Source organism: Mesorhizobium sp. M0590, from assembly GCF_040320905.1.
Taxonomy (GTDB): Bacteria; Pseudomonadota; Alphaproteobacteria; order Rhizobiales; family Rhizobiaceae; genus Mesorhizobium.
Window position 1 is genome coordinate 15,935 of sequence record NZ_JAMYQN010000027.1, and the last position, 24,850, is coordinate 40,784.

Genomic DNA, 24,850 nt, shown 5'->3' on the forward strand with positions numbered 1-24,850 from the left:
GGCGATGTACCAACCGCCTCACTTCCAGGAAACACGGCCGGACGTCCTGCACGGGCTGATCCGGGCGCATCCGCTTGGCCTGCTGGTGTCGAACGGCGTCGAGGGGCCGGTCGCCAACGCGATTCCCTTTCTTCTAGACGCGGATGTGCCGCCGAACGGCAGGCTTCGCGCCCATTTGGCCAAAGCCAATCCGCAATGGCGGCTTTTGGCCGACAATCCCCTGGCGCGGGTGCTGGTCGTCTTCCAGGGCGCCGATGCATATGTGACGCCGTCCTGGTACGAGACCAAGCGTGAAACCGGCAAGGTGGTACCGACCTGGAACTACGCCATCGTCCAGGTGCGCGGCATCGTCACGGTGATCGAAGACCAGGATTGGCTGGCCGAGCAGATTTCCGATCTGACGATGTCGCAGGAGGGCAGCCGCTCGGCGCCGTGGGCGGTGACCGACGCGCCGGCACCCTTCATCCAGTCGCAGATCAAAGGCATCGTCGGCCTGGAGATCGAAATCACCGAAATCAGCGGCAAATGGAAAGTCAGCCAGAACCGCCCGGCCGCCGACCGCGTCGGTGTCGCCGAGGGGCTCGAGAGCGAGACTGCCGATTCGGCCGATATGGTCCGGCTGGTAAGGTCCTACGGCGGGCTGGACGGCCAGTAATCTGGATTGCTTGCTCGACCGGTTTCAGGCCGGTCGAGGGCTCAATCGACCTTCGTCATCGCCGCCTTGCGCTCGTTGGCGATCAGCCAGAGATTGCGGATATAGATCAACAGGCCCATGGCCTGGCCGGCGATGAACACCGGATCCTGACGCTGGATGGCGTAGATCAGCAGCAGGCCGCCGCCGAACAGCGAAAAGAACCAGAAGGCGATCGGCACGACGCTGCGCTTGGCCTTTTCCGACGCCACCCACTGCACCAGAAAGCGCATGGTGAAGAAGAACTGGGCGACGAAGCCGAGCAGAACCCAGGCATCGAATTGCTTGACGAAAACATCGTGAAGCCAGGTCGCCAATTCCTGAAGCACGTTACCCATGCCTGATTTCCTCTACTTTGGGCATTCTGCGGCGCCTGCGGCGCAGCCACCAGACGCCGGCAAGATCAAGCACGCCCTGCAGGCCGCGATCGAAGATGCCGTAATTCGATTTGCCGTGACGGCGGGAGCGATCGACGACGTCGCAATGGACGACGCGGTAGCCCTCCTGGATGACCAGCGCCGGAACAAAGCGGTGGGTGCCGTCGAAGAACGGCAATTTCCTCAAAATGTCGGTATGGATCGCCTTGAGGCCGCAGCCGGTATCCCGCGTCTCGTCGTGCAGGATGGCTTTTCTCAGCCCGTTGGCGAAACGCGACGCCAGTTGCTTGATCTTGCTGTCGCGGCGCTTCAGACGCTGTCCCTGCGCGGCCCCGACTTCGGGACCAGCCTGCCGCAACGCGTCGATCAACACTGGGATGTAGCCGGGGTCGTTCTGGCCGTCGCCGTCGATGGTGGCGACGATATCGCCGCGCGCCGCCCAGGCGCCCGAGCGCACCGAGAGCGACTGGCCGGCGGATTTCGCATGCCTGAGATGGCGCAGCGGGAACGCGCGAAGCGCTGCCTGGGCGGCGAGCACCGAAGGGGTATCGTCGGTCGAGCCGTCATCGACGACGATGACCTCGAAGTCGCGCCCGGCCATCGCGGCGCCGATCTCGTCGAGCAGAAGCGGCAGGTTCGCCGCCTCGTTCCGGCAAGGAATGACGATGGATATCTCCGGCATCTCGACTCTGTCACAGGATATGGCATTCGATCGATGCCGCGCGGTCCAGCGGATGAAACCCGTTGGCGGCGCCTCATTACGCCAGCCGAAACGATGACGCAAGCAGGCCGCACGCTTGGGGTTCTCCCTTCTCCCCTTGTGGGAGAAGGTGGCCGCGCGAAGCGCGGTCGGATGAGGGGTGTTCCAGCTTGGCAACGACGGCACTCCGTCCAACACCCCTCAACCGCCTTGGCGCTGCGCGCCAATCCATCTTCTCCCACGAGGGGAGAAGGCAAGAGGGTGTCGCAAAACCGGATTCCACTTTTGCTGATCGCGCTTGAGTGCTAAACGCCCGCCTTCATGCACACCCGAGCCGCGTTCGGCCGGAAGCCTTTCGGGAAAGAAAATGTCCGCCTTCAAATCCGATTTCCTGCGCACGATGAGCGAGCGCGGTTTCATCCACCAGACCTCGGACGATGCCGGCCTCGACCAGCTTTTCGCCACGGAAACGGTGAGCGCCTATATCGGGTTCGACGCCACCGCCAGGAGCCTGCATGCCGGGTCGCTGATCCAGATCATGATGCTTTACTGGCTGCAGCAGACCGGCCACCGGCCGATCGCGCTGATGGGCGGCGGCACCTCGATGATCGGCGATCCGTCGTTCAAGGACGAGGCGCGCAAGCTTTTGACGCCGCAGGACATCGAGGACAATCTCGCCGGCATCCGCCGCAACTTCACGCCCTACCTCAAATTTGCCGGCGGCCCCAACGACGCCGTCATGATCAACAATGCCGACTGGCTGATGGACATCAACTACGTCAATTTCCTGCGCGATGTCGGCCGGCATTTTTCGGTCAACCGCATGCTGGCCTTCGATTCGGTCAAGCTCCGGCTGGAGCGCGAGCAGTCGCTGTCGTTCCTGGAATTCAACTACATGATCCTGCAGGCCTACGACTTCGTCGAGCTCTACAAGCGCCTCGGCTGCCGGCTGCAGATGGGCGGCTCCGACCAGTGGGGCAACATCGTCAACGGCATCGATCTCGGCCATCGCATGGAAGGCGCGCAGCTTTATGCGCTGACGACGCCGCTGCTCACCACCTCCTCCGGCGCCAAGATGGGCAAGTCGGCCTCGGGCGCGGTCTGGCTCGATGCGGAGATGCTGAGCCCGTACGAGTTCTGGCAATACTGGCGCAATACCGAGGATGCCGACGTTGGCCGTTTCCTGAAGCTCTACACGACCCTGCCACTCGCCGAGGTCGCACGCCTCGAACGGCTCGGCGGCTCGGAGATCAACGAAGCCAAGAAGATCCTCGCCACCGAAATCACCGCCATGCTGCATGGCCGCGAGGCGGCAGAGGAGGCCAGCGAAACGGCGCGTAAGACGTTCGAAGAAGGGGCGCTGGCCGAAACACTGCCAACCGTCGAGGTGGGCAGGGCCGATCTTGAAGCCGGCGTCGGCATATTGTCGCTGTTCGTCACCGCCGGGCTGGCTGTGTCCAACGGCGAGGCACGGCGGCATATCCAGGGCGGCGCCGTGCGCCTCAACGACCAGCCAGTTTCCGACGATCGCAGGATGGTGACGCTGCAGGACCTTGGCCCGGAAAACGTCGCGAAACTGTCGCTCGGCAAGAAGAAGCACGTTCTGGTGCGGCCGGTCTGACCAGGGCCCGGCACTTCCTGTTAGATCTTTTCCGAAACCGGTTTCATCTTGCGGCGCTGACCTTCGGTTCGGAATCACCGCCGAGGTTAATCAGCTAGCTCCCGAGAATGGCCGAGATGCCATTCGTCTCATCGATCGGAACGAGCAGGTAGCGCAAATAGCGGACGTTCTGCGGCGCTTCGATGAACGTCTTGTTCGGGGCCGGAAGCGGACTTGCGGCTTGGCGGCTTGGAATGTGAGAAGCGGACGTTCAGGCGCCCCCATGCATCGACGCGATCTGACCCATTCACGACAGTCGAAATCACGGTGAACGGGTCCGCTTGCGCCTGTAAAGCGAACGTACGACGTGCTACGAATCTCGCCTGGCTGGTCCTGGGCGGACCAGAGCAGCTAACGTCTATGCTATAGCCCTCCATGGCCCTCCTGAATCCCTGGGTTTGGACACCAGTTCGAGCGGAGCGCCAGAGAGATGCCCTGAGGCGCTGCTGTCACGTGGGATGGCTGCCTCGCAGGCGCCGCCCTCCGATAGCTCATGGGCGGCTTGAGGCGGCGATCGCGGGATAGTCGGTATAGCCAGCGGAGCCGCCGCCATAGAGCGTCGCCGAGTTGAACTCCGTCAGCGGCGTGCGCGTCTTCAGCCGTTCCACAAGGTCGGGATTGGCGATGAACGGGCGCCCGAAGGCGAAGAGGTCCGCCTTGCCCTCGGCGAGCCGCGACGCCGCGAGTTCGAGGTCATAGCCGTTATTGGCGATATAGGTATTGTTGAAGCGCCGGCGGAGCGATCCGAAGTCGAACGGCGCGACATCGCGCGATCCGCCCGTGGCGCCCTCGACGACATGGATATAGACGATGCCCAAAGCATCGAGTTGATCGACGATATAGTCGAACTGCGCCTGGGGGGCGCTGCTCGAGACGCCGTTGGCGGGCGAGACGGGCGAAATCCGAATGCCGGTGCGCTCTGCGCCGATCTCCTCGACCACCGCAGTCGCAACCTCCAGCATCAGCCGGGCGCGGTTCTCGACCGATCCGCCATAAGCATCCGTGCGGACATTGGCACCGTCCTTGGCGAACTGGTCCAGCAGATAGCCGTTGGCGCCATGAATCTCGACGCCATCGAAGCCGGCCTCAATGGCGTTCGCGGCTGCTTGCCGGAAATCGTTGACGATCCCCGCAAGCTCGTCGAGCGCCAGCGCGCGGGGCTCCGAAACCTCGACAAAGCCGTTGTTCACGAACGTCTTGGTCGCGGCCCGGATTGCCGAGGGCGCGACAGGCGCGGCGCCGTTCTCCTGCAGATCGACGTGCGAGACGCGGCCGACGTGCCAGAGCTGCAGGAAAATCCGCGCGTCCTTGGCGTGCACCGCGGTCGTGACCTTTCGCCAGCCGTCGATCTGAGCCTGAGAATAGATGCCGGGCGTGTCCTGGTAACCTTGTCCCTGCCGCGAGATCTGCGTGGCCTCGGAGATCAGCAGGCCGGCGGAGGCCCGCTGGCCGTAATACTCGGCGGCAAGATCGCCCGGAACGAAGCCCAGGCCAGCGCGATTGCGCGTGAGGGGCGCCATGACGATACGATTGGAGAGCGTCAGCGAGCCGAGAGAATAAGGCTCAAAAAGTGCTTTGTTGGTCATAGGTCACCTTGTTTGTCCCCGCCGCGACGAGGTCGTTATCAAATGGATTCGTTGGTGCTCAGGCGACCTTGCGGTACCGCTCGGCGGGATGTTCGTTCCGATAGTTCGGAAGCATGGCCTGGCGCGCGGCCTGAAGCGCGTCCCACTGACCGGCATCGGGGAGTGGCGGGATGGTCACCGGTTCGCGGCGGTCGAAGCCGACCAGCGCCGCGTCAACCAGATCGTCCACCTCCATCACGTTGGAGAGCGTGTTGATGTCGGCGCCGACGTGGCCCCAGATCTCGGTTCGCGTCGTGGCGGGCAGCACGGCTTGGACGTAGACGCCCTTCGGCTCAAGCTCGAGGCTGAGCCCCTGCGACAGAAACAGCACGAAGGCTTTGGTTGCGCCGTAGACAGTCATGCCGAACTCCGGCGCCAGCCCGACCACGGAACCGATGTTGACGATCGTCCCTGCACCCGCCTTCGCAAGTCGCGGGGCGATGGCGCTGGCAAGTCGCAGAAGCGCGGTCGTGTTGAGCGCAACGAGCCGGGCGACGTCATCGGTACTCTGCTCGATGAAGCTTCCGCCGATGGCTGTTCCGGCATTGTTGACGAGAATCCCGATGCGGGCGTCATCGCGCAGCCTTGTCTCTACCGTTGCAAGCTCGGCAGGCTGCGTAAGATCAGCCTGGATGATGTCGATCGCAACGCCAGTTTCCTGACGGAGCCGGGCTCCCAGTGCCTCCATTCGTGCCACGTCACGGGCAACCAGCACGAGGTCGTGTCCGCGGCGGGCGAACCGTTCGGCATAGGAAGCTCCGATGCCCGTGGAGGCGCCGGTGATGAGGACTGATGGAATGGTGGTCATGGCATTGCTCTTTTCTCTGATGGAACCTATATTCATGACGATCATCATGATTGCGGCTAAATATGATGGGCATCATGTAAATGTCAACGGGGCCGACGGAGAATTTTGAAATGAAGGTCAGTCGAGAGCAGATGGCGGAGAACCGTCACCGGATATTGGATGCGGCCAGCCGGCTGTTTCGCGAGAAGGGGTTCGACGCGGTCAGCGTGGCGGAAGTGATGAAGGCCGCCGGGCTCACCCATGGCGGCTTCTATGGCCATTTCAGTTCGAAGGACGACCTGATCGCGCAGACCCTTGCCCACGTCCTCGCCGCGGACTCAGGCGGAGGGGGCGATCTTCACGCTTATGTAGGTTCCTATCTTTCGCCCCGGCATCGCGACAACTGCGCCGGCGGTTGCCCGACGGCGGGCCTTGCCGCAGCCATCCGCCATCAGACCCCGGCTGCACGCTCGGCCATGACGGAAGGCCTACGATCGCAGATCGACCGTATCGGCAAGGCGCTCCCGGAGTTGGATCCGGCAGACAGACGCCGCGCGGCGATCGGAAGCTGGGCAGCGATGGTGGGGGCAGTAATCCTCGCCCGGGCGATCGACGATCCCGCGCTCTCGGATGAAGTGCTTGAGCAGACGCGTGCCTGGGTCGATGCCGGGATCAGCCAAGTGTCTGCCAGCTAGGTGGTGTGCGGCAGGAGTGCTCTTGTCGAGAGCAATGCGGCTATCGGCGTTGGTTGGGTGGCTATCTTGCAGAATATCGCACCGCAGCGTGCAATCAGCGGGATTCGCGGACCAAGAGGGTTTCGAACTTCCCTGTTGAGGCAACCATGCTGTCGCCCAATTTCCGCTAAACTGGCGAATGAAGCCGTTCAACGGCAGAACATCGAATGACCGCTCCTGGCGCAACTACGCCCTCAAGCGCGGTCGCCGGTGATGTCCGCTGTAAGGCGGTGGCACAACTAACTTTAACGGCCGACATTAGGCGCAAAGCGGCCATTTAGGCCCGGGCGGACGTCAGTCGCCTTTGGATCATGGGCGTGAATTCGCGGGGCGGACGAGCGGCCGCTTAAGATCAAAACTCGGTCGCTCGAGGTAATTGGGTTTTGACCTCAGCGATACTCGAAGATCGACCGGAAAATCCCGGGCGCTATCACCGATAGCGGATTGACCTCCAGGTTCGGCTTGTTGGCGTTGCCCTTGAGCCTGTAGGTGACGCCGATCAGGCCGCGGTCGCGGCCGTTGCCGAGCAGTGCGCCGATCAGCGGCAGTTCGCCGAAGATGCGGTTTACGCCGTAGGCCGGCATGAACGTGCCGGTCATGTCCATATTGTTGTTCTGGTCGTAGAGCGTGCCCTGGAAGGTGGTGCCGATGCGCGAGCCGCGCAGCACGCCGTTGCGCAGCTTCAGATAGCCGCTGCCCTTGTCGATTTCGCTGAAACCGCGCTCGAACTTCACCCTCGACGTGTCGAGATTGCCTTTGACCGCTTCGTTGAGGCTGCGGTTGTCGCCGGCCGGCGTCGTCGACACGATCGAGGCGAGCTTCGGCTCATTGACGATAAAGAAGTTCTTGGCGTCGACCTGGCCTTTCATCGGCCCGTCGCCGGCCCCGGTCAGCGCCAGCGTTATCGAGCCGCCTTCCATATGCTCGTAGATATTGAGGAAGCGCAGTATGGCGCCGGCGTCGGCCGACTTCATGTTGAGCGTGCGCAGGCCGCCGCCGGTCGTGTTGCTGATGGTGATGGCGGCTCCCGAACTTGCCGTGGCGCTCACCTTGAGCCCGTCCACCCGGGAGCCGGCGGCGCTGTAGTCGAGCTTCAAATTCGACAGCACCTCGTCGTGGAAGCCGGTCAGGGAACTGACGTCGGCGCTGACCGAGATCGCATCGACGCCAGTGGTCTTGGTGGCGGTGTCGACGTCGGACGTGAATTGCTTGATCAGCGAGCGTGCGTCCAGCGCGCTGCCGCTGACCTCGACCGCATAGGCCTTGCCCGACCGCTTCACCGAGACGGCGACGTCGTCGCCCCTGTTCAACGTGACCTTGCTGAACCGGGCCGAGGACAAGGCGCCGTTGACCAGCACGGCGCTGCCGTCGATGGAGAAGCTCTTGCCGTCGAGTTCGAAATTGGACAACGTCGTGGTGTCGCCGGTCTTCGCCATGGCGAAGACGACCTTGGCGGGAATGCCGGGGCCCTTGCTCCAGCCGGCCCAGGGAATGCCCAGCCTGGCATTGGTCAGGTCGGCCGACACGTTCTGGTTGCCGGTGCCACTCTTGTCGATCGCCACCTTGATGGTTCCGGAAAGCAGCGTCGACAGGCCAGGCATGGCGGTGGCGCGCGTCTTGTCGTCGAGCACCAGCGCCACTTTACGACTGCGCGGCGGGCCGCCATCCCTGAGCGGCTCGATCAGGTCGAGCTCGGCCGGAATGCCGTTGAGCAGCGCCTTCGCCGAGATCACCGCCCGGTCGGGCGCGACGGTGATCGAGCCATCGGCATGGCTGACCGTCTGGCCCTCGAACGGCTTGCCCAGCGACAGGTCCTTGTAGTCGAGCGCCACCAGCCAATCGAGTTTGGAAGAGTCGACACCGGACTGCAGGGGAATATCGGCCTTGACGTGGCCGGTCACCGTGCCGGACAGGTCGTCCGGCAGCAGGCCAACATGGCGCATGGCGTTGATCGGGTCAAAGGATGCCAGCTCGGCGATTGCCGGCGCCTCGCCGGCGACATCGATGTCGAGCGCGCCGATCACCGGCGGATGGTTCGCCGCCTTGACGGTGAGCGTGCCGTTGCTCGCCGCCACCGTGCGGCCGCTCGGCATATAGACGCTGCCCGACGACAGCGCGACGTCGACGTCATTGCCGTGGAAGCCGACGACGCCAACGGCATCGCGGATCGGCGGAATGCGGCCGGCCGTGTCGAAGCGCGATCCTTCGACCTGGAATCGGCCGAACACTTCATCGGCGGAAAGCGGCACGCCGTTGCCGAGCCGTCCGGGCACGACCTGGAACTGCAGGCTGCCATCGACGACGCGGCCGCCGAACAGGTTCTTAAGCACCCACAGCCTGGCATTGCGCGCCGAAAACCATGGCCATAATTGCTTGACGTGCGAGACCGGCATGTCGTGGACATTGAGCGCCACCGATATGCCCGGCGCCTGGTTGGCGACGAATGAAACCGAAGCCGTGCCCAGCACTTCGCTGCCCGGTCCGGACCGGACGCCGATCTGCTCGGCGACCAGCTTTTGGCTCGTCGGCTGGTAGACGCCGGCGATACGGGCAATGAAGCTGAGTGCCGGCTCCGGCGAATCGGAAGGCGCCAGGGTCGAACCGTCGCTGGTCAGGTCGTAACGATAGGATGGCTCCTCGCCCGCTGCGCCGGTAGCCGGCTTCGGCCCGATCGAACCGGCGAAATCGAAGGTCGAGCGGCCGGTTTTCACCAGCAAACTGTCGACCTGGATTTTGTTCGACCCGGCGACGAGTGTTGCATCGAGATCGATGTCGGCCGGAAGCAGGCCGCGCGAACCGAGATCGAGCACCGATCCGGTCAGTGACAGGGCAGCGGTCAGCCGCGAACCGTTGTCGCCGGTCCCTTCCGACCCCGCCAGCTTCAAGGCGATCGCACCCAATTTGCCACCTGCCGCAGTGTCGGCATCCGCTGCCTGGATGCTGGCGTCCAGCGTGGTGATGCGTCGCGTCGCCGGATCGCGGGTGGCGGAAGCGGCGATGGTAAGCGCCCTGCCGTCGACATCCGCGTCGGATGAAAACTCCATGCTTCCCGGTCCCGACTGCGAGACGGAGGCCTCGGCGATGGTGACCGACTTGACGGATCCGGTCTCGGGCAGTGCCAGTTCGACGTTGCGCAGATCGATCTGGCGCATCGAATCCTCGCGCACCGCGTCGAGCGCGCGGTTGAGGTTGGCGAAGACGGCGGCGGAAAGTTTTTCCGGATCGATGAGGCCGTCCTGGTTGCGCAGCTCGGCCGTCCAGTCGCCGCCGGACGGCATTGCCGCCATGACGATGTGCGCGTCGGAAATCCGGGCGCTGGTCAGCCGTACCTCGCCCGAAAGCAACGGGATCAGCCGGATGCCGAAGCGGACCCGGCCTGCATCGGCCATTGGTTTTCCGTCGGCGGTCTTGAGGCTGACGTCGCTGACCTGCAGCGCAATGAAGCTCGACCCGTCAAGCGTCAGCCGTGCCGGCCCGACGGCAACGTCGACATCGAAGCCGGCCAATTTCTCGATTGCCGTTTCGGCTTCCGCGCGAAGCCGCTCCGAGCCGAAGCCGGACACGCCGATCGCATAGACGCCGGCGGCAGCCAGCAACACAAGGGCGACAAGGCCGGCAAACAGCCGCGCCATCATACGGACGCCGCGACCGATCGACGCCTGGCCGAGCGGCGGGACGCGGCACGCGGACGGAAAGGTTCCCAGGTCGGTGATCTCGTCACGCCTGAACCTGATCTTCTCGTGCTGCGGTAGCTCCTGATCCACGCAATCTTCCGTTGAAACGAATTCGATCGTGGACGAATCCCCGCTCGACATTATATCGATGCAGCCTGGCGCGTAACCTCAAACAAGGGCATCGATATGGCTGACCTCGACGTGGGCGATGTTGCGCCGCAGTTCGATCTTCCGCGCGACGGCGGCGGTTCACTCAGCCTCGCCGCATTGCTGGGAAAACCCATCGTACTCTATTTCTACCCACAGGACGACACCACAAGCTGCACCAACGAGGCGATCGGCTTTTCGCAGTTGAAGCCGGAGTTCGAAAAGGCCGGCGCTGTCGTCATCGGGCTCTCGCCGGACAGCGTCAAGAAACACGACAAATTCAAGGCGAAATACGATCTGAGCGTCGACCTTGTCGCCGACGAAGAGCGCAAAGTGATCGAGGCTTACCATTTGTGGGTGGAAAAGAAGCTCTACGGCCGCACCTATATGGGCGTCGAGCGGGCGACGTTCCTGATCGGCCGGGACGGACGCATCGCCAGGATCTGGCGCAACGTCCGCGTCAAGGGGCACGCCGAAGAGGTGCTGGAGGCGGTTCGCGCCCTTTGAGAGCTGCGCCAGTCCGCTGCAATTCGATGCCCGTTTTGCGCGAAGACCTTTGGCTGTCGTTCGATCCGGCAAAACTTTGTTAACCCTAATAATGTGTAATCAGGCTTGTCGTTGGTGTCGTAACGAAAGCTTGGTCCCGTGAACGTAGCCAGTCAGTCAGCGGTCTTCGGCAGACGCAAAGAGCCCCACACGGTCATCATCGCCCGGGGCGACCAGATAAGGCATTTCACCATACGCCCATGGCTGGCTGCATTTTGCGGCTCGGCGCTGGCGGCGATCGTCATTGGCTACCTGCTGGCGACCTCCTATCTGGTGCTGCGCGACGATCTGATCGGCGCCACGACGGCGCGGCAGGCGCGCATGCAGCAGGCCTACGAAGACCGCATCTCGGCACTGCGCAGCCAGGTCGACCGCATCACCAGCCGCCAGCTACTCGATCAGCAACTGATGGAAACCAAGGTCAGCGAGCTGCTGGAACGGCAGAGCCAGCTCAGCCTGCGTCACGGCCGCCTCGGCCCGATCCTCGAACGAGCCGAAAACGAGGTCGCAACGCCGCCCGTGCCGACGGCAAAGCCGGACGAACATGCCGACGCGACCGGCAGCATCCAGCCGATGGCCTATTCCGTCGCCAGCCTTGCTGTGCCCCTTCCCAGCAACGACACCAGGCCGTTCTCGCTGTGGTCGACCCGCGCCGATCCGCTGCCGAGCGAAAGCGCGGCCGACCGGGCAGACAAGCTCTTCGTTTCGATCAACAACTCGCTGAAGGCCATCGAGAGCCAGCAGCTCACCCGCATCGCTACACTTGCCGACAATGCCTACAAAAGCGCCGACGCGATCTCGCAGGCGCTCGAGGCCGCCGGCCTGCCCGTCGATAGCGAATTCGAAAAGAGCGACGTTGGCGGCCCGCTGATACCACTCGACAGCTCGTTGGTCTTCGACAGCAAGGTCAAGGAGTTGGACGAGGCTCTTGACGCGCTGGATCATCTTAAAAAGGAAGCGCGCCGGCTGCCGCTCGCCAACCCCGCCCCCGGCCGCAGCGTTACCAGCCCGTTCGGCGTGCGCACCGACCCCATCCTCGGCACGGCCGCCTTGCATTCCGGCATGGATTTCAGGGCGCCGGTCGGTATGCCGGCCAAGGTCACGGCAGGCGGTGTCGTCGTCAAGGCCGGCTGGAACGGCGGCTACGGCCGCATGATCGAGGTCGACCACGGCAACGGCTTTGTAACGCGTTACGGGCATCTCAGCGAAATCGACGTCGCCGTCGGCCAGAAGCTCGATGCCGGAGACATCATTGGCAAGACCGGCAACAGCGGCCGCTCGACCGGCCCGCATCTGCACTACGAGGTCCGCCACAATGGCGAGGCGATCGATCCGCTGCGCTTCCTGACCGTCGGCAAGAAGGTCGCGCAGTATCTGTAGAGCCGGCGATTCATTCGGCGTGAAGCCTGGCGCGCGGTCAACCGCCCGCCAGGCAATATCAAAGATAGATCGCTTTCAGCCCTCAGCAGCAGCCATGAACGCGCCGAGCCGCCGGTTGAACGGCTCACCGGTCTGCTGAACGCTGTGCCCCGCGCCGGCGATCACGGCACGATCGGCACCAAGCACGTTTTCGAGCACGTCGCAGACGGCGTCGAATGCTGCGCTGTGCCCGCCGGATACCACCAGTTTCGGGAACGGCGCATCGGCAAGTTGCCGAAGCGGAATTTCGGCCTCCCATGGCCCGCGTTCGACGACGAGCATGGCCGCGCCTTGCGCGAGCGGGGGCGGCAGCGGGTCTGGCAATTGTGTCGCCGAGCCGACCAGATGGAGGAACTGGCGCAAGAAAAGCGCGGGATCGTCGCGGGGTCCGCTTTGCCAGTGGGTCTTCAGGCGCGTCACGAGTTCATTGACGGCAACATCCCCGCGCGCAAGGTCAAAGGCCGGCGGCTCGATCACCGTGAGCGAACGGATTGCTCGCGGGCGCATCGCTGCTGCAAGAAGAGAGATGACGCCGCCATAGGAATGCCCGACCAGATGGACGCGGCTTTCGTCCCAGAGGTCATGCGTCCGATCGAGGAATCCGGCAACCAGTCTGGCGTCGACGACGAAATCCTCGCGTTCGGCAGGGGAACTTGATCCGTATCCGGGCCGGTCGACCACAACCAGCTTCCAGCGCTCCGCAAGCGGTAGCTGCGCGGACCATGTCATCATGCCGTTCGTGACGCTGCCGTGGACGAACAGCACCGGCGGCCCGTCGCCCCGCACCTCATAGCCGAGATCAATCCCGTCGAGGGTCAGCTTCGGCATCGCATCTCCTCCCGCAGACCGGCGAGAGGAAGTATGCTCCCTGCAACGGAAAGGCGCAACGAACTCCGATCCTTGGCCGGCTCACAACCGGTTCCGAAATGGGCTTCAGGGCGCTGATCGGAATGCCGGCCAAGGTCATGCCTGGCGTCCCGTCCAACCGGTGGCGCTTCATGCTGGAAAATTGCCAGAGTTGGGCCCATCCGCCGGCGGGCGCGAATTCGCCGGCGTTAGAAGGACCTTGGCCACAGGCGAATTATTTTTGAATTCCATTTGACTGAATAAATATTCGGTGCGAACCTCTGCTCTCTCGAGAGGGCGCCAGACATGGCATTGCGCGGGACCAATCAGGAGTTCGGGCGGCCGTATAACCGGCGTATCGTGCTCGAATCCATCCGCCTTCACGGACCGATCGCCCGCGGCGACATTGCCAGGCGGGTCGGACTCACCGTGCAGACGGTGTCTACCATCGTTCGCGAGCTGGAAGAGCACGGTTACGTGTTGTCGCTGCGCGAAGAGCCCAAGGGGCGCGGCCTGCCACCGGCAACGCTGCGCATCAATCCCGAAGGCGGCTATGCCGTCGGCATCCACGTCACCCCGCTGGGCATCAATGCCGCCCTGATCAACCTAAGCGGCGATGTTATCGAGAGCACCTACCGCGAAGCCCCAAATGCAACGCCCGACCACGCTTTCGAGCTGATCGGCGCCATGGTGCTCGAATTGACGGCATTGCGGCCCGGTGGCCGCGTTCTCGGCATTGGCATGGCGCTGCCCGGACCGTTCGGCGTGGAGTCCATGAGCTTTGTCGGGCCGACCACCATGACCGGCTGGAAGGATGTGGCGCTGCGCGAGCGGCTGGCCGCCTCGACCGGACTGCCGGCCTTTTTCGAAACCGATATGGCGGCGGCTGCTATCGGCGAGCGCCTCTACGGCCTCGGAACGGCATATTCCGAGTATTACTATCTTTATTTCGGCGTCGGTCTCGGCGGCGTCATGGTGCATGACGGGGCGGCATTGCGCGGCGCCTGGGGAAACGCCGGTGAAATCGGCCACATTCCCGCGGTGCCGGGCGGCGAGCCCTGCCCGTGCGGCAATCGCGGCTGCCTCGAACGGTATCTCTCGCTCGAGGCGCTGCGGCGCCGCAACATCGCCGACGCCGAGTGGGTGAGCGAGATTGCGCCGATCTTCCGCAACGCCGTCACCATCATCGAAAACCTGTTCGATCCCGAAACCATCATCCTCGGCGGGCTGGCGTCCACCGACCTGCTCGAAAGGCTTGCCGGCGCGGCCGCGCACCTGCCCAATTCGGTCTCGGCGCGAAGCGACCGCACGACGCCCCGCGTCAGCGTCGCACGCGGCGGCCAGCACGCGGTGTTGCGCGGCGCCGCCGCGCTTGCCGTCTCAGGAGTGCTTTCGCCGCGCTTCGGCCAGATCTTCACCGCCGAGCGCGAACGCGGTCGGGATCTCTTGCATAACAAGGGGATCGCAGCATGAGTGAACCGCTGCTGGTGCTCGACAATGTAGCCAAGAATTACGGCGCCATCGAAGCGCTGAAAGGCATCAGCTTTTCGATCGACAAGGGCGAAGTGGTGGCGCTTCTTGGCGACAACGGCGCCGGCAAATCGACGCTGGTCAAGATCATTGCCGGCGGCCTCGAGCCGACCTCCGGCCGCATGCTGTTCGAAGGCAAGGAATTCCTCGCCAAATCCCCCGCCGAGGCCAAGGCCGCGGGGATCGAGACGGTCTACCAGGACCTGTCGCTCTGCACCAATGTCGACGTGGTCGCCAATTTCTTCATGGGCCGCGAGATCAGCAGGAAGGTTCTCGGCATTCCGGTGCTCGACGAGCGCGCCATGGAGCAGGTGGTGCAAAAGGCACTGGCCAGCGCCGGCACCCGCATTCCCTCGCTTCGCACCAATGTCGAGCATCTTTCCGGAGGCCAGCGGCAGGCCATCGAGCTCAATCGGTTCGTGCATTTTGGCGGCAAGCTGGTGCTTCTCGACGAGCCGTTCGCGGCGCTCGGCGTCGAGCAGACGCGGCGCGGCCTCGACATGATCCGCCAGGTGGCGAGCCAGGGCATCGGCGTCGTCATAATCACTCATATCATGCAACAGGCCTTCCAGGTCGCCGATCGGATCGTGGTGATCCGGCAAGGCGTCGTGGCGGGCGACGTCGCACGCAACAAAACAAGTCCCGACGCGGTGATCAACATGATCACCGGAGAGACGCTCGCCGGTGCCGGACCGACGAACTGAGGGACAAACGAGGGGTCCGGCGCAAGAGGAGCGAACGACATGAAGAAAATACTTCTTTCCGTCTTCGGTATCCTGGCACTGGCCTTTGCCACGCTCACGCCGGCATTCGCCCAGTCCAAGGGCACCGTCTACTACATGGTGCCGACATTGCTCGATGAGTTCCAGACCGGCTCGGTGAGCGCGCTGGAATTGTTCCTGAAGCAGGTCGGCTACGAGATGAAGACGCTGAACGCCGACAACAAGACCGACGCTCAGCAATCGCAGATGAACGACGTCATCGCGCTGAAGCCGTCGGCGATCATTCTTGCCGCCGTCGATTTCAATGCGCTGAAACCGTCGATCGAGGCCGCCCGCGCCGCCGGCATCCCGGTCGTCGAGTTCGACCGCCAGATCACCTCGACCCCGTCCGACTTCACCTCGGTGGCCGGAACCGTCGAGATCGGCTACGTCGCCGCCGACCAGGCGCAAAAGCTCCTGACCGCGAAAAACGGCTCGGTGAAGGGCAAGATCCTGCAGGTGCTCGGCGATCCGGGCGACCCCTACACGCTCGATATCCAGAAGGGTTTCGAGGAGAAGATGAAGGCGTTCCCGGACGTCAAGATCATCTCGCTGCCGGCCATGCAATGGGCGGCGGATGCAGCCGGGACCATCGTGAACGACCAGCTGCTCGCCAACCCCGACATCGACCTGATCTTCAGCCATGCAGCGCATCTTTCGGTCGCTGCCGTCGCCTCGCTCGAGGCCGCCGGCAAGAAACCGGGCGACGTCATGCTGATGAGCTCGAACGGCGCTCCGGTCGGCCTCGACCTGATCCGCAAGGGCTGGCTCAACGTCGAAGTCGAGCAGCCGCTCTATGCCCAGGCCGCGGCGGTCGCCATGTTCATGGACAAGGTGGTCAACAAGCAGGAGATCAAGCCCGGCGAATATGATGTGCTTGGCCTGAAATCGACCCTGACCAAAGAAGCGTGGGGGCCGAACATCAAGATCCCCGGCGCTGCGATCACCAAGGAAAATGTCGATAACCCTGCCTTCTGGGGCAACATGAAGCCGCCGACCGAAACCATAAAGCCGGTCGAATAGCAAACTCGCCAGAAGCTCCGGGCCACACAGGCCCGGAGCCAAGCCCTGCAGCCCGGTGCGTTCAAGCGGACGCGCACGGGAACGTTGCAGCAAATTTCAACCGCGCCTGATCTTTCCGAAAACCGAGTGGTTTTTTCGGGGTCGGCGCCAACTGGATCCGCAGATGAATCCCCGCACGCGCCAAACCCTCGAGTTCATCCTCGACAATCTCGTCTGGTTCATGCTGGTCTTCGTGCTGGTGGTCTTTTCCATCCTCATCCCGAACTATTTTCAGCTCGGCATCTTCGCCAACATCATCGAGGCATCGAGCGTGCTCGGCGTCATGTCGATCGGCCTGGCGCTGGTCATCATTGCCGGCCATATGGACCTGTCGGTCGAATCGGTGGCGGCGCTCAGCGCCATGGCGGTCGGCATCCTGTTCTGCTCGTCGGGCATCGGCCTCGGCATCCAGTTGCAGCCGCAATGGCTGATGGTTCCGGTTTCGCTGCTCATCGCGCTTGCGGTCGGCGGCCTCATCGGCGCCTTCAATGGCTACCTGGTGATCAGGGTCAAGATGAGCGCCTTCATCATCACCCTGGCGTCTTACATCTGGGTGCGCGGCCTGGTGCTGGTCATCTCCGGCGGCCGCTCGGCGCAGGACCTTGCGCCGGCGATCCGCTGGTTCGGCATCCAGCGCCTGGGTGGCCTGCCGCTGACAGCCTGGATCGCCATTGCGTGTTTCGTGGTGTTCTCGCTGATCATGGCCAAGACGCCCTTCGGCCGGCACCTGGTCATGATCGGCGGCAACGAGACGGCGACCTTCCGCGCCGGCATCCGCGTCAACCGCAACCTTGTCATAGCCTTTGTCCTTGCCGGCGCCATCGCCGGCCTTGCCGGCTGGGTGCTGGCGATCCGCACCTCCGGCGCGACAGCTAATCTCGGCGTCGGCCTGTTGTTCAATGCCTTCGCCGCGGTCGTCATCGGCGGCGTCAGCCTGAAAGGCGGCGTCGGCACCTTGCCCGGCGTCTATGCCGGCGTGCTGCTGCTCTCGGCCATTAACACGGCGATCAATTTGATGGGCCTGCCGGCCAACTTCACCCAGGTGATCCACGGCCTGCTCGTCCTCGCCGCGGTGCTGCTCGACGCATTCAAGCAAACCATCCGCCAGAGGCTCGCATGACCGGCCGTCTGGAAGATAAGGTCGCGCTGATCGTTGGAAGTGCGCGCGGGATCGGCAAGGGCATCGCACAACGCTTTGCCGAAGAGGGCGCGACGCTTGTCCTGGCCGATACCGAGGCTGAGGCCGGGCAAGCGACTGCGGACGAGCTCGGTGCCGCCTTCATCCGCACCGACATCTCGCAGATGGCTGATGCCGAGGCTGCTGTTGCACTGGCGCTCGACCGTCACGGCCGGCTCGACATCATGGTGCAGAATGCCGGAATCTATCCCTGGCAATTGCTGGAAAACACCAGTCCTGACGATTGGGACCGGGTCATGGCGGTGAACTTGCGCGGCAGCTTCATCGCTGCTCGCGCCGCACTGGTGCCAATGAAGGCACAGCATTTTGGCCGCATGCTGTTCACCTCCTCGATCACCGGCCCGCATGTCACCAGCCCCGGCCACGGCCATTATTCAGCGACCAAGGCCGGCATCAATGGGCTGATCCGTTCGGCTGCGCTCGAATTCTCGGGCTACGGCATTACAGTCAACGGCGTCGAGCCCGGCAACATCCTCACTGAAGGCATAGAGCAGCATCGCGGTGCGGCCTTCATCAAGAACATGGAAGACGCCATCCCGCTCGGCCGTCTCGGCAGCCCTCGCGATGTGGCCAATGCCTTCCTGTTCCTGGCCTCTGACGATGCCAGCTACATCACGGGCACGACCATCATCGTCGACGGCGGGCAGCTTTTGCCCGAGGGCAAGGATTTCCGGCTGCTGCCGCCATGATCCTCGATTTCGGCGGCGGTTTCTTCCTGCGCCGGGCGACCACCGCCGATCATGCAGCGCTTGCGATGATCTGTCTCAAGACCGGCGATGCCGGCAAGGACGCCAGCGGCCGCGAGGACGACCCGGAACTGCTCGGCCTCCTCTACACTATTCCCTACCAGGTGCTCGAACCCGAGCTGGCCTTCATTATCGATAGTCCCGCAGGTGCGGCCGGCTACCTGCTTGGCGCGGCCGATACGGGCGCTTTCAATGCCAGCCTGGCATCAGAGTGGTATCCCGACCTTCAGCGGCGCGTGGCGGACCCGGGACCCGACAGCTCGCGCTGGCGCGGCAGCGACTGGGCGCGGCATCGGGTCCATCATCCCGATTTCGCTGTTCCGCCTGCGCTGACCGCCTATCCGTCGCATGGCCATATCGACGTGTTGCCGCAAGCGCGCGGGAAAGGCATCGGCAGGCGCGCGATGGCCTTCCTCGAGCAGGGGCTTGCCGCGAGCGGCTCGACCGGCATCCACCTCGAAGTCATGCCGGAGAACGATGGTGCGCTAAGGTTCTACAAGGCGATTGGATTTGCGGTGGTGCAGGACGCTGATTCATCGAAGCGTTGTGTTTATGTGGCGAAACGGATTGCTCACGCTCCGGCGATTGCAGGCTGATCTGCGACAAGCCAATCGCCCAAGTTGCAAAGAACCGGGAGGCCTATGGAAGTACAATGCTGCCGTTCTGTAGCAGCCAGTTGCCCCGCGTGAACACCTTTGCCGCGGGAACGAAACCTTCGTCGCGTGCTCCACCGCAGACACGAAAGTCACCAGCATCACGGTGCGGGGCTAATTCGAGTGTTGGCGGAGCGTCTACTAGTTCATATGGGCGGCAGGGGAACATCCGCGACCGTTCCCCCGGCCACAATCGAGAGCACATAAAGCAGATAAATGGCTAATACCAACAGGGCGAGGAATGAACCGCTGGCAAAGACTCCTGCAACCGCGGCGTCGGGATAAGCTTCGACTTGTTCTTTCTTGAAGGTGTCTTCTTCGTTACGGGTTGTGTTCACAACCCGTTCGCCTGGAAGCCGGTTTTTTTCAGCTTCCTTCGATATCTTATCCGCGAGATCTCCTGCGATCACGGGATCGTCCGGAAGATGACTCACAAGCCATCCAGGAATATTTTCGCTCCCGCCCATGCCCATACGCAATTGAGATACTGCAAGTTGTAGCTTTCGGCAATCGTTTCCCTCATGAGAGGCAAGCAGATCAGACTTAAGTCCCTGCGGAAAGACAGTTCGAATCAGACCAAAGTCCGAGTAGCACAGTGGTCGGATGCGTCTCACCTGGGCGATCAGCTTGAGCGGTGTAGCCCAAACTGAACACATCGAGGAAAATGGTGGGCGATGACGGGCTCGAACCGCCGACATCTTCGGTGTAAACGAAGCGCTCTACCAACTGAGCTAATCGCCCGCCCCGGGCCGGACCTTTAAGCAGTTAGGACCGGCTTCGCAAGGCCAAATGAGCGGCGAGTGGCTTGGCCGGGAGCCGGTTTCGGCAACAAAGTTCGGCTTGTCAAAAAACCTTCTCCTGTTTGCTGTTATGCTGTCCGGGTCCGCTTGACACCCGGTGGCTTACCCCTTATCCACCGCCCCAACGACGAACACGGCTGACACGTGCTCGTCTATGCGCGGGTGTAGCTCAGTTGGTTAGAGTGCCGGCCTGTCACGCCGGAGGTCGCGGGTTCGAGCCCCGTCACTCGCGCCATTTCTCCTTTGGGGTCACGTCCCCTTGATGTCGGAGAAATGTCGACGTTGATTTGTCAAAAACCGTCTTCGTTCATGATGTAATCCATACGGTCTCACCCCTCGGCGAGCAGCGCCTCGACCTCCTGCAGCGTCGGCATGGACGGCGCGGTGCCCGGGCGCGTCACCGAAATGCCTGCGACGGCGCAAGCGAAGCGCACCGCCTGCAGGGGTTCCATCCCCCTCGACAGCGCCGCAGCCAGGCCGCCATTGAAGGCGTCGCCCGCACCCGTGGTCTCGATGACCGGGCCGGCGGCGACCGCTGCGACATGCTCGGAACGGTCGGCCGTGTGCAGCAGCGCGCCCTTTTCGCCGAGCGTCACGATTACAGCGCCCACGCCCTTCTCGAGCAGGCTGTCGGCGGCACGGCGGGCATCGTCGATGGAGGATACCTTGATGCCGGTCAGTTCCTCGGCCTCAGTCTCGTTCGGCGTGACATAGTCGCAAAGCGTGTAGATACGGTCCGGAAGCCTGGCCGCCGGCGCCGGGTTGAGGATGGTGGTCACCCCTGCCCCGCGCGCGATCTCCAGCGCCCCCAGCGCCGCCTCGATCGGCTGTTCGAGCTGGGTGACGAAAACGCCGGCCGCGCGGATCAGGCCGGCATTTGCCTCGATATCGGCGGGCGAGATCAGCATCGCCGCACCAGGGCTGACGATGATCGCGTTGTTGCCGCTCGTCTCCTCGATGAAGATATAGGCGGCACCGGTGTAGCTTTCCGGCGTGTCGATGACGGCGCTCTTCACGCCGGCGTGCGACCAGGTCTGTCTCGCCATATCGGCAAAGGGATCGACGCCGAGGCGGGTAAGGAAGGTGATATCGGCGCCGAGCCGGCCGGCTGCCACCGCCTGGTTCGAGCCCTTGCCGCCGGGGCCGAGCGTGAAGGACGTGCCCAGGATCGTCTCGCCCATGCGCGGCTGGCGGGCGGCGCGGTAGGCCGTATCGGCGACGAAGACGCCCAATATGACAACCGGCTTCATGACGATCGGTTTCGCCGGCATGCCGCTACTCCGCATCCGGTGGCACGACGCCCTTGCGGAACGCAAAACAGCCATAGAAGCGGCGCTCGCCGGTCTGGATGACGCAATAGGCCTTCTTGGCGCGTTCGTAGAAGGCGTAGCGCTCGACCGAGATCATCGGCCAGGCCTTGCCCTCGGCGGCATCGATCTCTTTTTGCACTTCCTGCTGCACGGCGGGAATGTCGTCCGGCTTGCCGACGATCTCCATGCGCGCGGCCGCGTCGTCGACGAAGGTGTCCAGCGGATAGAGCGACAGTACCGCCTTGACCACGTCGGCCGCCGACGCATCGATGCGCAGCAGCCGGCCAAGCACGGTCTGGCGCGCCACCGAATCGGACGGGAAATTGGTGTCGGCGATAATCAGATCGTCACCGTGGCCCATCGCCCGCAGCGCCTGCAGCACATCGGCATTGAGCAGCGGATCGATTCCTTTGAGCATGGTATTCCTCGCGAAGTTTGCTGGGGCGAAATCAGAGACGCTTGCCGGTCTCTGCGTCGAAGAGATGCACCTGGTCGAGCCGCGGTTTCAGGTGCAGTGTGTCGCCCGGCTTGAAGTCGTGGCGCTCACGGAACAGCGCCACCATCTCGCCCTCGCCGAAGCGCAGGAACACCAAAGTCTCGGAACCGGTCGGCTCGACCACCGAAATCTTCGCCGGAACACCATCGGGATGGATTTCGAGATGCTCGGGCCGCACGCCGTAGACGACATTACGGCCATCCTCGACGGCACTGGTTGCCGCAATCGGGAACGGCGTCCCGGCGATCTCGACGACGGGCTTGTCGCCCTTGCGCACGACGCCCTTGAGCAGGTTCATCGAGGGCGAGCCGATGAAGCCGGCGACGAACAGGTTGGCCGGCCGGTCGAATAATTCCAGCGGCGCGCCGACCTGTTCGATGCGACCGTCGCGCATCACCACGATCTTGTCGGCCATGGTCATGGCCTCGATCTGGTCGTGGGTGACGTAGATGGTGGTGGTCTTCAGCCGCTGGTGCAGTTCCTTGATCTCGGTGCGCATCTGGACACGCAGCTTGGCGTCGAGATTGGAGAGCGGCTCGTCGAAGAGGAACACCTGCGGGTTGCGCACGATGGCGCGGCCCATGGCGACGCGCTGGCGCTGGCCGCCAGAGAGCTGGCGCGGATAGCGCTTGAGGTAGGGATTGAGGTCGAGGATGTCGGCGGCGCGCTTGACCCGCTCAGTGACCACCGCCGGGTCGGTTTTGCGCAGCTTGAGAGCAAAGGCCATGTTCTGCTCGACCGTCTTGTGCGGATAGAGCGCGTAGTTCTGGAACACCATGGCGATGTCGCGCTTGGCCGGCGGCAGATGGTTGACGACGCGCTCGCCGATGGCGATGGTGCCGCCGGAGACCGTTTCCAGCCCGGCCACCATCCTCAGCAGCGTGGACTTGCCGCAGCCGGAAGGCCCGACCAGCACCACGAACTGCCCGTCGGCGATGTCGACGCTGACATCGTGCAGAACCTTGACGGTTCCGAACGCCTTGGCCACATTGCGGATCGCGACTTGAGCCATCATTCCCCCTTCAGTTGCCGTGAAGCTAAACAACGCAAACGGCGAGGGCAAGTCAGTCTCTTATAGATAAAAAACCCATTCACGTTGACACCGCACTTCGTTGTGCGAATAGTGACAGTGTCCGGCTTATGACCCTGTTCCGGGCGCACCGGTACGCTTGTCCGGCACTGAATGCCAAGCGTCGCGGGAGGGAGAATTCGGGCCGCTATTTACGGGAGTCGCTGTCGTTGGGGAACATAATCGGCGCTCCACCATCTGAACCAATTCACAATTGACCTTCTGGGAGGAACGAAATGAAAGTCAGCCTTTATAACCAACTTGTCCGCGCCGGGGCCACCCGCCGCGACGTGCTGAAGGGAGCGGCCAGCATGGCCGCCCTCGCGGCGGCCTCAAGCGCCGGACTTGGTGCGCTGACGCGCACGGCTGCGGCCGCCGACGACCTGCGTGCGCAGATCCTGCAGATCCCGGGTGTCGGCAAGGGTCAGCCGACCGATGCCGACTTCCAGCAGGTCGGCGAGCTTTGCCTTGGCGCCACCAAGGCCAATGTCAAGGAAGGCGAATTCGCCGGTGTCGAACTCACCTTCATGGGCCTCAACAACCAGAACCTGCACAATGTGCTGTTTCGCGGCTTCCTGAAGCCGTGGGAGACCTATACCGGCGCCAAGATCAACTGGATCGACCTGGCGCAGGCTGACTACAACGCCCGCCTGCAGCAGTCGATCGCGACCGGCACCGTCGATTTCGACATCATCGAAATGGGGGCACCGTTCGAAGGCGACGTCTGCGGCAAGGGTCTCACCTCCGAGATGCCGGACTGGGTCAAGGACCAGATCGACATGAAGGATGTCGTGGCCTATCTGCAGCCGCCGGTGGGCACATGGGACGGCAAGCAATATCGCGTGACCGTTGACGGCGACGCGCATAACTTCAACTACCGCACCGACGTGTTTGCCGATGCCGACCTCGCCAAGGCCTGGAAGGACGGCGGCGGAGAAGGCGAATGGGGCGTGCCGAAGACCTGGCAGCAGGTGCAGGCGGTGACGAAATTCCTCAAGGGCAAGCAGGTGAAGGGCCAGGATGTCTTTGGCTATCTCGATGCGCCCAAGCCCTGGGGCGGTTTCGGCTTTTATTTCCTCGGCAGCCGCGCCAGCGCCTACGCCAAGCATCCCGACGACAAGGCCTGGCTGTTCGATGCCGACACGATGAAGCCGCGCGTCAACAATCCGGCATGGGTGCGGGCGATCCAGGACGTCATCGATGCCCTGCCCTCCGAACCTGCCGACCAGATCAACGCCGACCCGAACACCACCGCCTTCCAGCAATTCTTGGCAGGCACCGGTTCGATGGTTACCTGGTGGGGCGACGTCGGTTCGAACGTCAAGACCAACGATTCCTCGGTCGTCGGCGACATCACCGGCTTCTCGATCCTGCCGGGCTCGGACGATGTCTACAACTCCAAGACCGGCCAGTGGGACAAGCTCGCCAGCGGCCCGAACCATGCACCGAACTGCGCCTATCTCGGCTGGGGCGTTTATGTCATGGCCCGCGTCGACAGCGACGAAAAGAAGAAGAAGGCGGCATGGTCTGCCGCTGCCCATCTCGGCGGCAAGGACCTGTCGCTCTGGTGCGCGGCCTATCCGTCGGGTTTCCAGCCCTATCGCAACTCGCATTTCAACATTCCGGAATGGGTGGCGGCGGGCTACGACGAGGCGTTCATCACCTCGTATCTGAAGTCGGAAGCCGACAGCTACAACCATCCGAACGCGGCGATCGAGCCGCGCATCCCCGGCATCTTCCAGTACTACAGCGCCGCCGAGGACATTTTGGCCAACACCTTTGCCGGCAAGATGAAGGCGCAGGAAGGCGCCGACGCCATCGCAGCCGCCTGGGAGAAGCTGACCGACCAGATCGGCCGCGACAAACAGGTCAAGCTCTACAAGGCCTCGCTCGGCATGTAGGCTGAGATAGTGAAACTGGTTCGGCGGCGCACAGCCGCCGGACCTCACCTTGACCGACTTGGCCTCGACCGGCTCGGCCGGTCATCGAGCCTCCTGTGAACGGGCAAGAACGCGTGGC

At 63.4% G+C, this 24,850-nt stretch carries 22 protein-coding genes and 2 tRNA genes; 13 read left to right on the top strand and 11 right to left on the bottom strand.

Annotated elements, in window-relative coordinates:
• Positions 1–4: 4 nt before the first annotated feature.
• The gene (locus tag NKI52_RS29505) at positions 5–655 is read left to right on the top strand and encodes an FMN-binding negative transcriptional regulator (RefSeq protein WP_352700510.1); all 651 of its coding nucleotides are present in this window, start codon (positions 5–7) and stop codon (positions 653–655) included.
• Positions 656–696: 41 nt separating this feature from the next.
• Here NKI52_RS29505 and NKI52_RS29510 read toward each other — a convergent pair whose 3' ends face one another.
• Entirely contained in the window at positions 697–1,029 is a 333-nt protein-coding gene (locus NKI52_RS29510; RefSeq protein WP_023674681.1) for a lipid-A-disaccharide synthase N-terminal domain-containing protein, read from the bottom strand.
• On the bottom strand, positions 1,022–1,750 hold the full coding sequence (locus NKI52_RS29515; protein ID WP_352575977.1) for a glycosyltransferase family 2 protein: 729 nt from the start codon (positions 1,748–1,750) through the stop codon (positions 1,022–1,024). The genes NKI52_RS29510 and NKI52_RS29515 overlap by 8 nt, the downstream gene beginning before the upstream one ends.
• 385 nt (positions 1,751–2,135) lie before the next feature.
• On the opposite strand from NKI52_RS29515, the gene tyrS reads away from it, so the two are divergent.
• Entirely contained in the window at positions 2,136–3,389 is a 1,254-nt protein-coding gene (gene tyrS / locus NKI52_RS29520) for a tyrosine--tRNA ligase (RefSeq protein WP_352700511.1), read from the top strand.
• A gap of 530 nt (positions 3,390–3,919) precedes the next feature.
• Here the strand turns inward: tyrS and NKI52_RS29525 are convergent.
• Positions 3,920–5,014, bottom strand: a complete 1,095-nt coding sequence (locus NKI52_RS29525; RefSeq protein WP_352700512.1) for an alkene reductase — start codon at positions 5,012–5,014, stop codon at positions 3,920–3,922.
• A 58-nt stretch (positions 5,015–5,072) separates the two neighbouring features.
• Entirely contained in the window at positions 5,073–5,861 is a 789-nt protein-coding gene (locus NKI52_RS29530; RefSeq protein WP_352700513.1) for an SDR family NAD(P)-dependent oxidoreductase, read from the bottom strand.
• 110 nt (positions 5,862–5,971) lie between these two features.
• On the opposite strand from NKI52_RS29530, the gene NKI52_RS29535 reads away from it, so the two are divergent.
• Positions 5,972–6,535, top strand: coding sequence for a TetR/AcrR family transcriptional regulator (locus NKI52_RS29535; RefSeq protein WP_352700527.1), 564 nt, complete (start codon positions 5,972–5,974; stop codon positions 6,533–6,535).
• Positions 6,536–6,963: 428 nt separating this feature from the next.
• On the opposite strand, the gene NKI52_RS29540 is transcribed toward NKI52_RS29535, so the two are convergent.
• The gene (locus NKI52_RS29540; RefSeq protein WP_352700514.1) at positions 6,964–10,338 is read right to left on the bottom strand and encodes a hypothetical protein; all 3,375 of its coding nucleotides are present in this window, start codon (positions 10,336–10,338) and stop codon (positions 6,964–6,966) included.
• Positions 10,339–10,434: 96 nt separating this feature from the next.
• Here NKI52_RS29540 and NKI52_RS29545 point away from each other — a divergent pair, with 96 nt between their 5' ends.
• Positions 10,435–10,902 (top strand): peroxiredoxin, encoded by a 468-nt coding sequence (locus tag NKI52_RS29545; RefSeq protein WP_352575971.1) that lies wholly within the window; start codon positions 10,435–10,437, stop codon positions 10,900–10,902.
• Between the two features lie 138 nt (positions 10,903–11,040).
• Entirely contained in the window at positions 11,041–12,321 is a 1,281-nt protein-coding gene (locus NKI52_RS29550; RefSeq protein ID WP_352700515.1) for a M23 family metallopeptidase, read from the top strand.
• 75 nt (positions 12,322–12,396) lie between these two features.
• On the opposite strand, the gene NKI52_RS29555 is transcribed toward NKI52_RS29550, so the two are convergent.
• The gene (locus tag NKI52_RS29555; RefSeq protein WP_352700516.1) at positions 12,397–13,188 is read right to left on the bottom strand and encodes an alpha/beta fold hydrolase; all 792 of its coding nucleotides are present in this window, start codon (positions 13,186–13,188) and stop codon (positions 12,397–12,399) included.
• Between the two features lie 324 nt (positions 13,189–13,512).
• Here NKI52_RS29555 and NKI52_RS29560 point away from each other — a divergent pair, with 324 nt between their 5' ends.
• The 6 genes from NKI52_RS29560 to NKI52_RS29585 all read left to right on the top strand — a co-directional run bounded on the left by NKI52_RS29560 (position 13,513) and on the right by NKI52_RS29585 (position 19,099).
• A complete protein-coding gene (locus NKI52_RS29560) occupies positions 13,513–14,679 on the top strand; it encodes an ROK family transcriptional regulator (RefSeq protein WP_352619162.1) in 1,167 nt (388 codons plus the stop codon).
• Positions 14,676–15,440 carry an ATP-binding cassette domain-containing protein gene (locus tag NKI52_RS29565; RefSeq protein ID WP_352571437.1) on the top strand — a complete coding sequence of 255 codons (765 nt, stop codon included), beginning with the start codon at positions 14,676–14,678 and terminating at the stop codon, positions 15,438–15,440. Before NKI52_RS29560 ends, NKI52_RS29565 begins: the two co-directional genes overlap by 4 nt.
• A 39-nt stretch (positions 15,441–15,479) precedes the next feature.
• A complete protein-coding gene (locus tag NKI52_RS29570; protein ID WP_352571438.1) occupies positions 15,480–16,520 on the top strand; it encodes a sugar ABC transporter substrate-binding protein in 1,041 nt (346 codons plus the stop codon).
• 163 nt (positions 16,521–16,683) lie between these two features.
• On the top strand, positions 16,684–17,679 hold the full coding sequence (locus NKI52_RS29575) for an ABC transporter permease (protein WP_352571439.1): 996 nt from the start codon (positions 16,684–16,686) through the stop codon (positions 17,677–17,679).
• Positions 17,676–18,446: an SDR family oxidoreductase gene (locus tag NKI52_RS29580; RefSeq protein WP_023674668.1), complete on the top strand. Its 771-nt coding sequence runs from the start codon at positions 17,676–17,678 to the stop codon at positions 18,444–18,446. Before NKI52_RS29575 ends, NKI52_RS29580 begins: the two co-directional genes overlap by 4 nt.
• A complete protein-coding gene (locus NKI52_RS29585) occupies positions 18,443–19,099 on the top strand; it encodes a GNAT family N-acetyltransferase (RefSeq protein ID WP_352571440.1) in 657 nt (218 codons plus the stop codon). The genes NKI52_RS29580 and NKI52_RS29585 overlap by 4 nt, the downstream gene beginning before the upstream one ends.
• 203 nt (positions 19,100–19,302) lie before the next feature.
• Here NKI52_RS29585 and NKI52_RS29590 read toward each other — a convergent pair whose 3' ends face one another.
• Both NKI52_RS29590 and NKI52_RS29595 read right to left on the bottom strand, forming a co-directional pair.
• Positions 19,303–19,623, bottom strand: coding sequence for a hypothetical protein (locus NKI52_RS29590; protein ID WP_352575960.1), 321 nt, complete (start codon positions 19,621–19,623; stop codon positions 19,303–19,305).
• 198 nt (positions 19,624–19,821) lie between these two features.
• Positions 19,822–19,897 (bottom strand) — tRNA-Val (locus NKI52_RS29595).
• A 217-nt stretch (positions 19,898–20,114) separates the two neighbouring features.
• Between NKI52_RS29595 and NKI52_RS29600 the strand changes: the two genes are divergently transcribed.
• Positions 20,115–20,191 (top strand) — tRNA-Asp (locus NKI52_RS29600).
• 94 nt (positions 20,192–20,285) lie between these two features.
• On the opposite strand, the gene rbsK is transcribed toward NKI52_RS29600, so the two are convergent.
• Genes rbsK through NKI52_RS29615 form a run of 3 tightly spaced genes read right to left on the bottom strand, consistent with a single transcriptional unit; the run spans position 20,286 to position 22,774 of the window.
• Positions 20,286–21,227 (bottom strand): ribokinase, encoded by a 942-nt coding sequence (gene rbsK, locus NKI52_RS29605; RefSeq protein WP_031211227.1) that lies wholly within the window; start codon positions 21,225–21,227, stop codon positions 20,286–20,288.
• A gap of 4 nt (positions 21,228–21,231) precedes the next feature.
• Positions 21,232–21,684, bottom strand: coding sequence for an RbsD/FucU family protein (locus NKI52_RS29610; protein WP_352571442.1), 453 nt, complete (start codon positions 21,682–21,684; stop codon positions 21,232–21,234).
• Positions 21,685–21,715: 31 nt separating this feature from the next.
• Complete coding sequence (locus NKI52_RS29615; protein ID WP_352456634.1) at positions 21,716–22,774, bottom strand: ABC transporter ATP-binding protein; 1,059 nt, start codon at positions 22,772–22,774, stop codon at positions 21,716–21,718.
• Positions 22,775–23,067: 293 nt separating this feature from the next.
• Between NKI52_RS29615 and NKI52_RS29620 the strand changes: the two genes are divergently transcribed.
• Complete coding sequence (locus NKI52_RS29620) at positions 23,068–24,732, top strand: ABC transporter substrate-binding protein (RefSeq protein WP_023674663.1); 1,665 nt, start codon at positions 23,068–23,070, stop codon at positions 24,730–24,732.
• Positions 24,733–24,850: the final 118 nt, after the last annotated feature.